The 14,785-nt window shown below is 70.5% G+C and carries 15 protein-coding genes; all 15 read left to right on the top strand.

Annotated elements, in window-relative coordinates; genetic code table 11:
• A partial coding sequence (locus ABZY11_RS36050; protein WP_356483208.1) for a DUF5941 domain-containing protein occupies positions 1-635 on the top strand: 635 nt, incomplete at its 5' end.
• Positions 632-1,384: a phosphocholine cytidylyltransferase family protein gene (locus tag ABZY11_RS36045; RefSeq protein ID WP_356483207.1), complete on the top strand. Its 753-nt coding sequence runs from the start codon at positions 632-634 to the stop codon at positions 1,382-1,384. The genes ABZY11_RS36050 and ABZY11_RS36045, both read left to right, overlap by 4 nt.
• Positions 1,372-2,433, top strand: a complete 1,062-nt coding sequence (locus ABZY11_RS36040; RefSeq protein WP_356483206.1) for an iron-containing alcohol dehydrogenase family protein — start codon at positions 1,372-1,374, stop codon at positions 2,431-2,433. Before ABZY11_RS36045 ends, ABZY11_RS36040 begins: the two co-directional genes overlap by 13 nt.
• Positions 2,411-3,190: a CDP-alcohol phosphatidyltransferase family protein gene (locus tag ABZY11_RS36035; protein WP_356483205.1), complete on the top strand. Its 780-nt coding sequence runs from the start codon at positions 2,411-2,413 to the stop codon at positions 3,188-3,190. The genes ABZY11_RS36040 and ABZY11_RS36035 overlap by 23 nt, the downstream gene beginning before the upstream one ends.
• 8 nt (positions 3,191-3,198) lie before the next feature.
• A complete protein-coding gene (locus ABZY11_RS36030; protein ID WP_356483211.1) occupies positions 3,199-4,071 on the top strand; it encodes a glycosyltransferase in 873 nt (290 codons plus the stop codon).
• A 107-nt stretch (positions 4,072-4,178) separates the two neighbouring features.
• Positions 4,179-5,108, top strand: coding sequence for an ABC transporter permease (locus tag ABZY11_RS36025; RefSeq protein ID WP_356483204.1), 930 nt, complete (start codon positions 4,179-4,181; stop codon positions 5,106-5,108).
• A complete protein-coding gene (locus ABZY11_RS36020; RefSeq protein ID WP_266727932.1) occupies positions 5,101-5,886 on the top strand; it encodes an ABC transporter ATP-binding protein in 786 nt (261 codons plus the stop codon). The genes ABZY11_RS36025 and ABZY11_RS36020 overlap by 8 nt, the downstream gene beginning before the upstream one ends.
• A 447-nt stretch (positions 5,887-6,333) precedes the next feature.
• Complete coding sequence (hpnC, locus tag ABZY11_RS36015; protein WP_356483210.1) at positions 6,334-7,254, top strand: squalene synthase HpnC; 921 nt, start codon at positions 6,334-6,336, stop codon at positions 7,252-7,254.
• Between the two features lie 29 nt (positions 7,255-7,283).
• Positions 7,284-8,204 carry a presqualene diphosphate synthase HpnD gene (gene hpnD / locus ABZY11_RS36010; RefSeq protein ID WP_356483203.1) on the top strand — a complete coding sequence of 307 codons (921 nt, stop codon included), beginning with the start codon at positions 7,284-7,286 and terminating at the stop codon, positions 8,202-8,204.
• A 118-nt stretch (positions 8,205-8,322) separates the two neighbouring features.
• A complete protein-coding gene (gene hpnE, locus ABZY11_RS36005; RefSeq protein ID WP_356483202.1) occupies positions 8,323-9,711 on the top strand; it encodes a hydroxysqualene dehydroxylase HpnE in 1,389 nt (462 codons plus the stop codon).
• On the top strand, positions 9,708-10,811 hold the full coding sequence (locus ABZY11_RS36000) for a polyprenyl synthetase family protein (protein ID WP_329817261.1): 1,104 nt from the start codon (positions 9,708-9,710) through the stop codon (positions 10,809-10,811). The genes hpnE and ABZY11_RS36000 overlap by 4 nt, the downstream gene beginning before the upstream one ends.
• A 109-nt stretch (positions 10,812-10,920) precedes the next feature.
• Positions 10,921-12,921 (top strand): squalene--hopene cyclase, encoded by a 2,001-nt coding sequence (shc, locus tag ABZY11_RS35995; protein WP_356483201.1) that lies wholly within the window; start codon positions 10,921-10,923, stop codon positions 12,919-12,921.
• Entirely contained in the window at positions 12,921-13,580 is a 660-nt protein-coding gene (locus ABZY11_RS35990) for a 1-hydroxy-2-methyl-2-butenyl 4-diphosphate reductase (RefSeq protein WP_356483200.1), read from the top strand. Before shc ends, ABZY11_RS35990 begins: the two co-directional genes overlap by 1 nt.
• Positions 13,581-13,585: 5 nt before the next feature.
• A complete protein-coding gene (hpnH, locus tag ABZY11_RS35985) occupies positions 13,586-14,605 on the top strand; it encodes an adenosyl-hopene transferase HpnH (RefSeq protein WP_356483199.1) in 1,020 nt (339 codons plus the stop codon).
• 4 nt (positions 14,606-14,609) lie between these two features.
• The coding region (locus tag ABZY11_RS35980) for a flavodoxin-dependent (E)-4-hydroxy-3-methylbut-2-enyl-diphosphate synthase (RefSeq protein WP_356483209.1) at positions 14,610-14,785 on the top strand (176 nt) is incomplete at its 3' end.

Here is a 14,785-nt window from a genome sequence, read left to right as displayed (position 1 = left end):
CCGAGCGCACCGACCGCGCCGCGCGGGCACTCGCCGAGCTGGCCGACTCCGGAGCCGTCGCCCAGTTCGTCGCGGCACGGGGCCCCCGGATCCCGGGCGCCTTCAGCGCCCCGGTGATCGCACTCGTCGGCGCCGGCGCGCTGATCGCCGCCGCGCTCCAGCAGCCCTTCGGCAGCAAGCAGATGATCTTCGCCGCGGTCTTCTACGCGATCTGCTCCGGCGTGGCCGTGGCCCGCCCCCTCAAGGGCGCCCTCGACTGGCTCGTGCCCCCGATATTCAGGGCGGCGGAGTACTGCACCATCCTCGTCCTCGCCGCCCGCAGCGACGTCCCGGGAGCCCTTCCCGCAGCCTTCGGACTGGTCTCGGCCGTCGCCTACCATCACTACGACACGGTGTACCGCATTCGCGGCGGCACCGGCGCGCCGCCCCAGTGGCTGGTACGCACGATCGGTGGGCACGAGGGCCGCACCCTGGTGGTGGCCGTACTCGCCGCCGTATTCACTCAGCATCCGGCTTTCACCATGGCACTCACCGCGCTCGCGGTGGCGGTGGCACTGGTGGTGCTCGTGGAGTCCATCCGCTTCTGGGTGTCCTCCGGAGCACCCGCCGTTCACGACGAAGGAGAACCCGCATGATCGGCCTCGTACTGGCAGCCGGTGCAGGACGGCGTCTGCGCCCCTACACCGACACGCTTCCGAAGGCGCTCGTGCCTGTGGGCCCTGAACAGGACGGTGCTGCGCAGACGGTGCTGGACCTCACGCTGGCCAACTTCGCGGAGATCGGCCTCACCGAGGTCGCCGTCGTCGTCGGCTACCGCAAGGAAGCCGTGTACGACCGCAAGGCCGAACTTGAGGCGAAGTACGGGGTGACCCTCACCCTGATCGACAACGACAAGGCCGAGGAGTGGAACAACGCCTACTCCCTGTGGTGCGCCCGCGAGGTCCTGAAGCGCGGCGTGATCCTGGCCAACGGCGACACCGTCCACCCGGTCTCGGTCGAGAAGACCCTGCTCGCGGCCCGTGGCGAAGGCCGGCGGATCATCCTCGCCCTCGACACGGTGAAGCACCTCGCCGACGAGGAGATGAAGGTCATCACCCAGGACGGCAAGGGTGTGCGGCGCATCACCAAGCTGATGGACCCGGCCACCGCGACCGGTGAGTACATCGGCGTCACCCTCATCGAGCCCGAGGCCGCCGAGGAGCTCGCGGACGCCCTGAAGGCGACCTTCGAGCGCGACCCCGACCTCTACTACGAGGACGGCTACCAGGAGCTCGTGAACCGCGGCTTCACCGTCGACGTGGCCCCCATAGGCGAAGTGAGGTGGGTGGAGATCGACAACCACGACGACCTCGCGAAGGGCCGTGAGATCGCGTGCCAGTACTGACCCGGCTCATCCCGTCCCCGGTCGTCGTCGACATCCGTCGCGGCGCCCTGGACGATCTGGCCGGCCTCCTCGCCGACCAGCGGATCTCCGCCTCCGGCAAGCTCGCCGTCGCGATCAGCGACGGCTCGGGGCGCGCCCTGCGCGAGCGGCTGACCCCCGCGCTGCCCGGCGCCCACTGGTACCCGGTGACCGACGGCAGCCTCGACTCGGCGGTCAAGCTGGCCGACGACATCAAGGGCAACCGGTACGACGCCGTGGTCGGCCTCGGCGGCGGCAAGATCGTCGACGTGGCGAAGTACGCGGCGGCGCGGGTCGGGCTGCCCATGGTCGCGGTGGCGACGAACCTCGCCCACGACGGTCTCTGCTCACCGGTCGCGACGCTCGACAACGACAACGGCCGGGGCTCCTACGGAGTCCCCACCCCGATCGCCGTGGTCATCGACCTCGACACCGTCCGCCAGGCACCGGCCCGCTTCGTGCGCTCCGGCATCGGCGACGCGGTCTCCAACATCTCCTGCGTGGCCGACTGGGAGCTCGCCCACGAGGTCAACGGCGAGGAGATCGACGGTCTCGCGGCGGCCATGGCCCGGCAGGCGGGCGAGGCGGTGCTGCGCCACCCCGGCGGGATCGGCGACGACGCCTTCCTCAAGGTGCTGGCCGAGGGACTCGTACTGACCGGCATCTCGATGTCGGTCGCCGGGGACTCCCGGCCGGCCTCGGGCGCCTGCCACGAGATCAACCACGCCTTCGACCTGCTGTACCCCAAGCGCGCGGCCAGCCACGGCGAGCAGGTCGGCCTCGGTGCCTGCTTCGCCATGCATCTGCGCGGGGCGCGCGAGGAGTCGCTGCTCATGGCGGTCACCCTGCGCCGTCACGGCCTGCCGGTGCTACCCGAAGAGATCGGCTTCACCGCCGACGAGTTCGTCCAGGCCGTCGACTACGCCCCGCAGACCCGGCCGGGGCGCTTCACGATCCTGGAACACCTCAACCTGTCCACCGACCAGATCAGGGACGCGTACGCCGACTATGCAAAAGCCATCCATAGCTGAACTCCGCCCGGTCGTGCACCCCCCGGGTGTGAAGGACCGGCGCAGCGGTGAGCACTGGGCGGGTCGGCTCTACATGCGCGAGATCTCGCTGCGCATCGACCGGCACCTGGTGAACACCAGGGTCACCCCCAACCAGCTGACCTATGTGATGACGGTCGCGGGTGTGCTCTCCGCACCGGCCCTGCTCGTTCCGGGCATTCCCGGCGCGCTGCTCGGGGTGCTCATGGTCCAGCTCTACCTGCTGCTCGACTGCGTCGACGGCGAGGTGGCCCGCTGGAAGAAGCAGTTCTCCCTGGGCGGGGTCTACCTGGACCGGGTCGGCGCGTACCTCTGCGACGCGGCCGTGCTGGTCGGCTTCGGGCTGCGCGCCGCCGACCTGTGGGGCACCGGGCGGATCGACTGGCTCTGGGCCTTCCTGGGCACGCTCGCGGCCCTCGGCGCCATCCTGATCAAGGCCGAGACCGACCTCGTCGGGGTCGCGCGCCACCAGGGCGGGCTGCCGCCGGTCAAGGAGGCCGCGTCGGAGCCGCGCTCGTCCGGAATGGCGCTCGCCCGCCGGGCCGCCGGCGCGCTCAAGTTCCACCGGCTGATCCTCGGGGTCGAGGCGTCACTGGTCGTCCTGGTGGCGGCTGTCCTCGACGCGGTCCGGGACGACCTCTTCTTCAGCCGGCTCATGGTCGCGGTGCTGGCGGGCATCGCGCTGCTCCAGACGCTCCTGCACCTCGTGTCGATCCTGGCGTCGAGCAGGCTGAAGTGAGCAAGCCCATGAAACTCGGCGCGGTCATCATCACGATGGGCAACCGCCCCGAAGAGCTCCGCGCCCTCCTCGATTCGGTCGCCGGGCAGAACGGCGACCGGATCGAGGTGGTGGTCGTCGGCAACGGCGCCCCCGTACCGGACGTCCCCGCAGGTGTGCGGACCGTCGAGCTGCCCGAGAACCTGGGCATCCCCGGCGGCCGCAACGTCGGGATCGAGGCCTTCGGCCCGTGCGGCGCCGACGTGGACGCCCTGCTCTTCCTCGACGACGACGGACTGCTGCCGCTCACCGACACCGCCGAGCTGTGCCGGCAGGCCTTCGAGGCCGATCCTCGGCTGGGCATCATCAGCTTCCGCATCGCCGACCCGGACACCGGTGTCACGCAGCGCCGCCACGTGCCGCGGCTGCGGGCCGCCGACCCGATGCGCTCCTCACGCGTGACGACTTTCCTCGGCGGCGCCAACGCCGTACGCACCAAGGTCATCGCCGAGGTCGGGCCGCTGCCCGGCCGGTTCTTCTACGCGCACGAGGAGACCGATCTCGCCTGGCGGGCGCTGGACGCCGGCTGGATGATCGACTACCGCGCGGACATGGTCCTCAACCATCCGACGACCGCTCCCTCGCGGCACGCGGTGTACCACCGCATGGTGGCCCGCAACCGGGTCTGGCTGGCCCGACGCAATCTGCCCGTGCCGCTGGTCCCCGTCTACCTCGGGGTGTGGCTGCTGCTGACCCTGCTCCGCAGGCCCTCGGGCCCGGCGCTGAAGGCCTGGTTCGGCGGCTTCCGGGAAGGCTGGTCCACTCCGTGCGGAACCCGCCGTCCGATGAAGTGGCGCACGGTATGGCGGCTGACCAGACTCGGCCGACCTCCCGTGATCTGAGAGGCTCACCTCTGAGAGCATGGGACGAACGTTTTCTCCACGGGACCTGTCCGCTCCGAGCCGCGCCCGCGACTGGCTGCGCATCTTGAATACGAGAGTTTCATCTGGTGAGTGACACAACCCATGACGGTGCGGTCGCACTGAGCACCCCACCATCCGCCGACGACGGCCTGAGCTCGGCCGAGATGGCCGCCAAGTACGGCCTGACGGTGAGCGGCGCCCGGCCGGGGCTCTTCGAGTACATCCGGCAGCTCTGGGGCCGGCGCCACTTCATCATGGCGTTCTCCAGGGCGAAGCTGACCGCCCAGTACAGCCAGGCGAAGCTCGGCCAGCTGTGGCAGGTGGCCACACCGCTGCTCAACGCCCTGGTCTACTACTTGATCTTCGGGCTGATCCTGGGCACCAGGAAGGGAATGACCCAGGAGGTCTTCATCCCGTTCCTGGTGACCGGCGTCTTCGTCTTCACCTTCACCCAGAGTTCGGTGATGGCGGGCGTGCGGGCCATTTCCGGCAATCTGGGACTGGTCCGGGCACTGCACTTCCCGCGTGCCTCGCTGCCCATCTCGTTCTCGCTCCAGCAGCTCCAGCAGCTGCTGTTCTCGATGATCGTGCTCGCGGCCGTGGCCATCGCCTTCGGCAGCTACCCGAGCCTCTCGTGGCTGCTGATCATCCCGGCGCTGGCCATGCAGTTCGTCTTCAACACCGGTCTGGCGATGATCATGGCCAGGCTCGGCAGCAAGACCCCCGACCTCGCCCAGCTGATGCCGTTCGTCATGCGGACCTGGATGTACGCGTCGGGCGTCATGTTCTCCATCCCGGTGATGCTCAAGGACAAGCCGGACTGGATCGCCAACGTGCTGCAGTACAACCCGGCGGCGATCTACATGGACCTGGTCCGTTTCGCGCTGATCGACGGCTACGGCGCGGGGAACCTGCCGGCGCACGTCTGGATCGTGGCGCTGACCTGGGCGGTCCTGATCGGCCTCGTGGGCTTCGTGTACTTCTGGAAGGCAGAGGAACGGTACGGCCGTGGCTGACGACAAGACTCCGGGGCGCGTCCCCACCGTCATCGCCGACGATGTGCACATCGTGTACCGCGTCAACGGCGCCGGCGGCGGCAAGGGCAGCGCCACCGCGGCGCTGAGCCGGATCATGCGCCGCGGCAAGGGCGAATCGCGCGGTGTGCGCAAGGTGCACGCCGTCCGCGGTGTCTCCTTCACCGCCTACCGAGGCGAGGCGATCGGCCTCATCGGCACCAACGGCTCCGGCAAGTCGACGCTGCTGCGGGCCATCGCCGGTCTGCTGCCGACCGAGCACGGCAAGGTCTACACCGACGGGCAGCCGTCGCTGCTCGGCGTAAACGCGGCGCTGATGAGCGATCTGACCGGTGAGCGCAACGTGGTGCTCGGCGGCCTCGCGATGGGCATGTCGCGCGAGGAGATCCGTGAGCGCTACCAGGGGATCGTCGACTTCTCCGGCATCAACGAGAAGGGCGACTTCATCACCCTGCCGATGCGTACGTACTCCTCCGGCATGGCCGCGCGTCTGCGCTTCTCCATCGCCGCCGCCAAGAACCACGACGTCCTCATGATCGACGAGGCGCTGGCGACCGGTGACCGCAAGTTCCAGATCCGCTCCGAGAAGCGCATCCGGGAGCTCCGCAAGGAGGCCGGCACCGTCTTCCTGGTCAGCCACAGCAACAAGTCCATCCGCGACACCTGCGACCGGGTGCTGTGGCTGGAAAAGGGTGAGCTGCTGATGGACGGCCCGACGGACGAGGTGCTCAAGGCGTACGAGCGCGAGACCGGAAAATAGCGGTTCGCCCGGTCCTCCGGCACCGCGGCGGCCCCCGCCGGAGCCCTCCGGCGGGGGCCGCCGCGGTATCCGGATCGTGGATAACCGCCGGCGCTCTCCACGCCCGGCGGTATGTCCCGCGCAGGATCTCGTCCCGTCGGATGACGTCAATTCCCGTTCGTACGGGGAAGGTTGGCGGGGCGGGAAGCGTTCCTGTAACGCGCGCAACACCCCGCCGTATGGATGAGCGTTGTACAACGTAAGCTGTACCGGTGCTGATTCGAGGCAAGTGGGGCGATAGCGCCTGGCTGTATGGCCCGTAGGCAGCGCTCTGCACTCGGCAGAGCGGGCGGCGTGTCCGGAATGGGATGTTTTGGGTCAGCAGTGTAGAACGGGAGATGTGACGGCAATGACGGAAAATCTCCAGCTCCGAGGTGCTCACGCCGTCCCAGCACCGGGCGGTCCGTGGTGACCCGTACCCGGCAGACGCACCCCGATGACGTCGCGCCCAGCACCCTCGACAAGGCGGCGGACGAGAACTTCCCCGTAGCCCCCTTCTTCCTGCCCCGCGCCTGGCGCGACGACCTGATGGCCGTTTACGGCTACGCGCGCCTGGTCGACGACATCGGCGACGGCGACCTCGCCCCCGGCGGCGCGGACGCCCGTCACCTCGGCCTCGATCCCGCCCGGTCCGAGGACCGGCTCGCCATGCTCGACGCCTTCGAGGCCGATCTGCACCGGGTCTTCGACACCTCGGGCGACGGCCCCCGCCACCCCCTGCTGCGCGCCCTGCGCCCCACCGTGCGGCGCTGCGCGCTCACCCCGGAACCCTTCCTCGGCCTCATCGAGGCGAACCGGCAGGACCAGAAGGTCCGCCGCTACGGGACGTACGAGGAGCTCCTGGCCTACTGCGAGCTCTCCGCCAACCCCGTGGGCCGGCTGGTCCTCCAGATCACCGGAACCGCCAGCCCCGAACGCATCCGCCGTTCCGACGCCGTCTGCACCGCCCTGCAGATCGTCGAGCACCTCCAGGACATCACCGAGGACCTCGGCCGCGACCGGATCTATCTGCCCGCCGAGGACATGGCACGGTTCCATGTCGGGGAGGCCGATCTGGCCGCACCCTCGGGGGGCGCATCGGTGCGTTCACTGGTCGCGTACGAAGCGGAACGCGCTCGGGAACTGCTGAATGAAGGCACCCCTCTGGTGGGTAGCGTCCACGGCAGGCTCAAGCTGCTTCTCGCCGGATTCGTGGGAGGGGGGCGTGCCGCCCTCACCGCGATCGCGGCCGCCGGGTTCGACGTACTGCCCGGACCACCCAAGCCCACCAAGCCCAGCCTGCTGCGCGAGGTGGGAGTTGTCTTGCGAAGAGCGCGTAGAGAGGGGTGAGCCGGACCGTGGAGGGACAGACGACGTACATGTCGGCACCGGTACAGGCCGCATACAGTTACTGCGAGGCGGTCACCGGACAGCAGGCGCGTAACTTCGCGTACGGCATCAGGCTGCTGCCGGCCGAGAAGCGACAGGCCATGTCGGCGCTGTACGCCTTCTCCCGTCGCGTCGACGACATCGGTGACGGCGAGCTGGAAGCGGACACCAAGCGGGCCCGTCTGGAGAGCACCCGTACCGTCCTGGACCGGATCCGGGACGGCGCGGTCGACGAGGACGACACCGACCCGGTGGCCGTCGCGCTCGCCGACGCCGCGCGCAGATTCCCGCTCCCGCTCGGCGGGCTCGACGAGCTCATCGACGGCGTGCTGATGGATGTGCGCGGGGCGACGTACGAGACCTGGGACGACCTCAAGGTCTACTGCCGCTGTGTCGCGGGCGCCATCGGCCGCCTCAGCCTGGGCGTCTTCGGTACGGAGCCCGGCGCGCCGGGGGCCGACCGGGCCGCGGAGTACGCCGACACGCTCGGACTCGCGCTCCAGCTGACCAACATCCTGCGCGACGTCCGCGAGGACGCCGGCAACGGGCGTACGTATCTGCCCGCCGACGACCTCGCCAAGTTCGGCTGCTCGGCCGGCTTCCACCGGGCCACACCACCGCCCGGCGCCGACTTCGCGGGCCTCGTCCACTTCGAGGTGCGGCGCGCCCGCACACTGTTCGCCGAGGGATACCGGCTGCTGCCCATGCTGGACCGGCGCAGCGGCGCGTGTGTCGCGGCCATGGCGGGCATCTACCGGCGGCTGCTCGACCGGATCGAGCGCGACCCCGAGGCGGTGCTGCGCGGCCGGGTCTCGCTGCCGGGCCGCGAGAAGGCGTACGTGGCGGTGCGAGGTCTGTCGGGTCTCGACGCCCGGTACATCTCCCGGCGTACGACCAGGGGGCGTGTCTGATGCGCCGCACGGACATCTCGCGCACCATGTGCAACACGGAGACCCGATCCGCCCGGCGGTCAACCCTCCGCTGTGCTGACGCGTCACTGACTGAAGTGACCTGGCGAAAGGAGGACGCATGACGGACCACACCCCGCGTTCCTCCCGTGCGGTCGTGATCGGCGGCGGAATCGCCGGAGTCACCTCGGCGCTCCGTCTCGCCGACGCCGGGCTTGACGTGACCCTGCTCGAAGGACGGCCCCGGCTCGGCGGCCTCGCCTTCTCCTTCCGGCGCGGCGAACTGACGGTCGACAACGGCCAGCATGTCTATCTGCGCTGCTGCACCGCCTACCGCTGGTTCCTCGACCGCGTCGACGGGGCGCGCCTGGCGCCGCTGCAAAACCGTTTGGACGTGCCCGTTCTCGACGTCGGACGCTCCTCGGGCCCCCGGCTGGGACGGCTGCGCCGCAACGCGCTGCCGGTGCCCTTCCACCTCGCCGCCGGGCTGGCCGGCTACCCGCACCTCTCGCTCGCCGAGCGGGCGGGCGTCGGCCGCGCCGCACTGGCACTCGGCCGCCTGGACCCCGACGACCCCGCGCTCGACACCGTCGACTTCGGCAGCTGGCTCGCCCGGCACGGCCAGTCGCCGCGCACCATCGAGGCCCTGTGGGACCTGGTCGGCGTCGCCACGCTCAACGCCACCGCGCCGAACTCCTCGCTGGCCCTGGCCGCGAAGGTCTTCAAGACCGGACTCCTCTCCGAGCCCGGCGCCGCCGACATCGGCTGGGCGAGCGTGCCCCTCGGTGAGGTGCACGACACGCTGGCGCGCAAGGCTCTCGACTCCGCCGGAGTGCGCACCGAGCTGCGCACGAAGGCCACCGCCGTCACCCGTACGGCGGATGGCGGGTGGATCGTGGACACCGGCGGCGAACGGATCGAGGCGGAGACCGTCGTCCTCGCCGTACCGCAGCGCGAGACCCACGACCTGCTGCCCGCAGGCGCACTCGACGAGCCCGGGCGCCTGCTCGACATCGGCACCTCGCCGATCCTCAACGTGCACGTCGTCTACGACCGCAAGGTGCTGCGCCGCCCGTTCTTCGCCGCGCTCGGCTCCCCGGTCCAGTGGGTCTTCGACCGCACGGACGCCTCGGGTCTCACCGGACCCGGGCAGTACCTCGCCGTGTCCCAGTCCGCCGCCGACGAGGAGATCGACCTCCCCGTCGCGGAGCTGCGCAGCCGCTACCTGCCCGAGCTGGAGCGGCTCCTGCCGGCCGCGCGCGGGGCCGGCATCAGGGATTTCTTCGTCACGCGGGAGCGCACGGCGACCTTCGCCCCCGCCCCCGGCGTCGGCCGGCTGCGGCCCGGTGCCCGCACCCGTGCCCCCGGCCTCTGCCTGGCCGGGGCTTGGACGGCCACCGGCTGGCCCGCGACGATGGAGGGCGCCGTCCGCAGCGGGTTCAGCGCGGCGGACGCCGCCCTCCGGGCGCTCGGCCGCTCCCATGAACATCCGCTGCAGGAGGCGGCATGAGCAGTACCACCGGAACAAGAGGAGAGTCAGTGACCCCGGCGAATCCGGCTTTCGACACCGTGGCAGACACCACGGACGTCACCGCGCTTCTGGAGCGCGGACGGGCCCTTTCCACGCCGGTGCTCCGGGCCGCCGTTGACCGGCTCGCACCGCCCATGGACACCGTCGCCGCCTACCACTTCGGGTGGATCGACGCCCAGGGACAGCCCGCCGACGGCGACGGGGGCAAGGCCGTCCGCCCGGCCCTCGCCCTGCTGTCCGCGGAGGCCGCCGGCGCCGCCGCGGAGGCCGGCGTCCCCGGCGCCGTGGCCGTCGAACTCGTGCACAACTTCTCGCTGCTGCACGACGACCTGATGGACGGTGACGAACAGCGCCGCCACCGCGACACCGTCTGGAAGGTGCACGGCCCCGCCCAGGCGATCCTGGTCGGCGACGCACTCTTCGCCCTCGCCAACGAGGTCCTGCTGGAGCTCGGCACCGTCGAGGCGGGCCGCGCGACCCGCCGGCTGACCGCGGCCAGCCGCAAGCTCATCGACGGGCAGGCCCAGGACATCTCCTACGAGCACCGCGAACGGGTCACCGTCGAGGAGTGCCTGGAGATGGAGGGCAACAAGACCGGTGCCCTGCTCGCCTGCGCCTGCTCCATCGGCGCGGTCCTCGGCGGCGCCGACGACCGGACCGCCGACACCCTGGAGGCGTACGGATACCACCTCGGCCTCGCCTTCCAGGCCGTGGACGATCTGCTCGGCATCTGGGGCGACCCCGAGTCCACCGGCAAGCAGACCTGGAGCGACCTGCGCCAGCGCAAGAAGTCCCTGCCGGTCGTCGCCGCGCTCGCCGCGGGCGGCCCGGCATCGGAGCGCCTGGGCGAACTGCTCGCGGCCGACGCCAAGAGCAGCGATTTCGACAGCTTCTCCGAAGAGGAGTTCGCAGCCCGTGCGGCACTCATCGAGGAGGCGGGCGGGCGCGAGTGGACCGCCCAGGAGGCCCGTCGACAGCATGCGGTCGCCATCGAGGCGCTGCACCGCGTCGACATGCCGCAGACCGTGCGGGCGCAGCTCACGGCGCTCGCGGACTTCGTCGTCGTACGAAAGAGATGATCACCATCTGCTCCATATGACTCGCAGTCGCCGGCCGGTGCCCGTAACCGGGCGCCGGCCGACGGAGACCCCAGCACAGCAGAGGACCAGACTGCACGAAGGGGAAGCCATGACAGCGACGACCGACGGAAGCACCGGGGCCGTGAACCCCCGCGCAGCCTCGGCCAGTAAACCGACCGACACAACCATCGCCGCGGACGACGTGCTCGCCGCCGCGCGGCGGGCCGCGGAACGCTCGGTGGAGCACCTCCTCGGCAGGCAGGACGAGCAGGGCTGGTGGAAGGGCGACCTCGCCACCAACGTCACGATGGACGCCGAGGACCTGCTGCTCCGTCAATTCCTCGGTATCCAGGACCCGGACACCGTCCAAGCGGCCGGCCGCTTCATCCGCGGCGAACAGCTGGGCGACGGCACCTGGGCCACCTTCCACGGCGGCCCCGGCGAACTCTCCACCACCATCGAGGCGTACGTGGCCCTGCGGCTGGCCGGGGACCGGCCGGACGAACCGCACATGGCCCGCGCGTCCGGATGGATCCGGGAGCAGGGCGGAATCGCGGCCGCCCGGGTTTTCACCCGGATCTGGCTCGCCCTGTTCGGCTGGTGGAAATGGGACGACCTGCCGGAGCTCCCGCCCGAGCTGATGTTCTTTCCCAAATGGGCCCCGCTCAACATCTACGACTTCGGCTGCTGGGCCCGCCAGACCATCGTGCCGCTCACCATCGTCTCGGCGAAGCGGCCGGTACGCCCGGCCCCCTTCCCGCTCGACGAACTGCACACCGATCCACGCAATCCGAACCCGCCCAGGCGCCCCGCACCGGCCGCGAGCTGGGACGGCGTCTTCCAGCGCCTGGACAAGGCACTGCACGTCTACCACCGGGTCGCACCGCGCAAGCTGCGCCGGACCGCGATGAACGCCGCGGCCCGCTGGATCATCGAGCGCCAGGAGAACGACGGCTGCTGGGGAGGCATCCAGCCGCCCGCCGTGTACTCCGTCATCGCCCTGCATCTGCTCGGCTACGACCTGGACCACCCGGTGATGCGGGCCGGACTCGAATCGCTCGACCGGTTCGCCGTCTGGCGCGAGGACGGCGCCCGGATGATCGAGGCCTGCCAGTCCCCGGTGTGGGACACCTGCCTCGCCACCATCGCCCTCGCCGACGCCGGGGTCCGCCCCGACCACCCGGCGCTCGTGAGGGCCGCGGACTGGATGCTCGGCGAGGAGATCGTCCGGCCCGGCGACTGGTCCGTGCGCCGCCCCCGGCTCAACCCCGGCGGCTGGGCCTTCGAGTTCCACAACGACAACTACCCGGACATCGACGACACCGCCGAGGTGGTCCTGGCACTGCGCCGGGTCCGCCACCCCGACCGGGCCCGCATCGAGGCCGCCATCAAGCGCGGCGTCCGCTGGAACATCGGCATGCAGTCCCGCAACGGGGCCTGGGGCGCCTTCGACGCGGACAACACCAGCGCGTTCCCCAACCGGCTGCCCTTCTGCGATTTCGGTGAGGTCATCGACCCGCCGTCCGCCGATGTCACCGGGCACGTGGTCGAGATGCTCGCCGTCGAGGGGCGGTCCGGTCACCGGGTCACCCGGCGGGGCATCGAGTGGCTGCTCGCCGAACAGGAGGCGAGCGGTGCCTGGTTCGGCCGCTGGGGCGTCAACTACGTATACGGCACGGGGTCGGTGGTGCCCGCACTGGTGGCCGCCGGACTGCCCGTGACGCACCAGGCGATCCGCCGCGCGGTCGGCTGGCTGGAGTCCGTGCAGAACGACGACGGCGGCTGGGGCGAGGACCTGCGCTCGTACCGGGAGGAGAAGTGGATCGGGCACGGCGCCTCGACTCCCTCCCAGACCGCCTGGGCGCTGCTCGCGCTGCTCGCCGCGGGACGGCGGGACAGCAGGGCCGTACAGCGGGGAGTGTCCTGGCTCAGCGAGACGCAGCAGGCCGACGGCTCCTGGGACGAGCCGTACTTCACCGGCACCGGATTCCCGTGGGACTTCTCCATCAACTACCACCTCTACCGGCAGGTGTTCCCGCTCACCGCACTCGGGCGGTACGTGTACGGCGAACCGTTCGCCGACCGCGCGGCCACCCGCAAGGGGGCCTGATGGCCGACGGCCCGGGGCCGGCCGGCCCCGCGGCGCCGCTGCTGATCGCCTGCGCGCTCGGCATCGAGCAGTTCGCCCTGCGCAGCGGCCGAGGCAGGGCCGGTGCCGCTCCGGGCCCGCTGACCGTACTCCGTACGGGCATGGGGCCCAGGGCCGCAGAGGCGGCCGTCGCACGGGCGCTCGGCCAGGACCGGGCGCCCGGTACGGCGGTCCTCGCCTCCGGATTCTGCGCCGGGCTGCTGCCCGGAATGCACCCCGGGGACCTGGTGGTCGCCGAGGAGACCCGGGAGGCCGGGGACTCGACGGCCTGCACCGGCACGGGCCTGCTCGCCGAGGCCCTGGCCAGGGCGGTGCCCGGCCGCGCCGTCCACACCGGTCCGCTGACCGGCTCCGCCCACGTCGTACGCGGACATGAGCGGGCCGAGCTGCGGGCCACCGGAGCGATCGCGGTGGACATGGAGTCCGCCGCCACTCTGCGCACCGCTCTGCGGTCCGGGCCGCGCCCGGTTGCCGCCGTACGGGTGGTCGTGGATGCTCCGGAGCATGAGCTCGTCCGCATCGGCACGATACGCGGTGGAATATCGGCTTTCCGGGTTCTCCGTGCCGTCCTGCCGGCTTTCTACGAATGGCACCGATCTTTGCTGCTCCCCAGGAGGTGAGCCAGATGGCCATGCCGCTCCGTCAGTCCATCAAGGTTGCGACGTACCTCATCGAACAGAAGCTCCGCAGGCGGGAGAAATTCCCGCTCATCGTGGAACTGGAGCCCTTGTACGCCTGCAATCTCGCGTGCGAGGGCTGCGGGAAGATCCAGCACCCGGCAGGGGTGCTCAAGCAGCGCATGCCGGTGGCCCAGGCCGTGGGTGCCGTGCTCGAATCGGGTGCCCCGATGGTTTCCATCGCGGGTGGCGAACCGCTGATGCATCCGCAGATCGATGAAATCGTCCGGCAGCTGGTGGCGCGCAAGAAGTACGTCTTCCTGTGCACCAATGCGATGCTGCTGCGGAAGAAGATCGAGAAATTCACACCCTCGCCGTACTTCGCCTTCGCCGTGCACATCGACGGGCTGCGGGAACGGCACGATGAATCGGTCGCCAAGGAAGGTGTTTTCGACGAGGCCGTGGCGGCGATCAAGGAGGCCAAGCGGCGCGGATTCCGGGTCACCACGAATTCCACCTTCTTCAACACCGACACCCCGCAGACCGTCATCGAGGTCCTCAACTACCTCAATGACGACCTGAAGGTCGACGAGATGATGATCTCGCCCGCCTATGCCTACGAGAAGGCACCCGACCAGGAGCACTTCCTGGGCGTCGAGCAGACCCGCGAACTGTTCAAGAAGTCGTTCGCGGGCGGCAACCGGGCCCGCTGGCGGCTGAACCACTCACCGCTCTTCCTGGACTTCCTGGAGGGCAAGGCGGACTTCCCGTGCACGGCCTGGGCCATTCCGAACTATTCGCTGTTCGGCTGGCAGCGTCCCTGCTACCTGATGAGCGACGGCTACGTACCGACGTACCGTCAGCTCATCGAGGAGACCGACTGGGACAAGTACGGCCGGGGCAAGGACCCGCGCTGCGCCAACTGCATGGCGCACTGCGGCTACGAGCCCACCGCCGTGCTCGCCACCATGGGATCGCTGAAGGAATCCCTGCGCGCGGCGCGCGAGACCGGCTCCGGGAACCGGTGACGTCATGACCGCCGGAGAACCGGTCGCACTGGGTCTCCCCGGGCTGCCGGCCCGGCCGCTCGCGATGCGCCGCCCCTCGCGGCGCATCCAGGTCGGGTCGGTTGCGGTGGGCGGGGACGCGCCGGTGTCGGTGCAGTCGATGACCACGACGCGTACGTCGGACATCGGTGCGACGTTGCA

The sequence above is a fragment of the Streptomyces sp. NPDC006510 genome, assembly GCF_040611955.1.
Lineage (GTDB): Bacteria > Actinomycetota > Actinomycetes > Streptomycetales > Streptomycetaceae > Streptomyces.
This window is presented reverse-complemented; position numbering and strand designations above follow the sequence as displayed.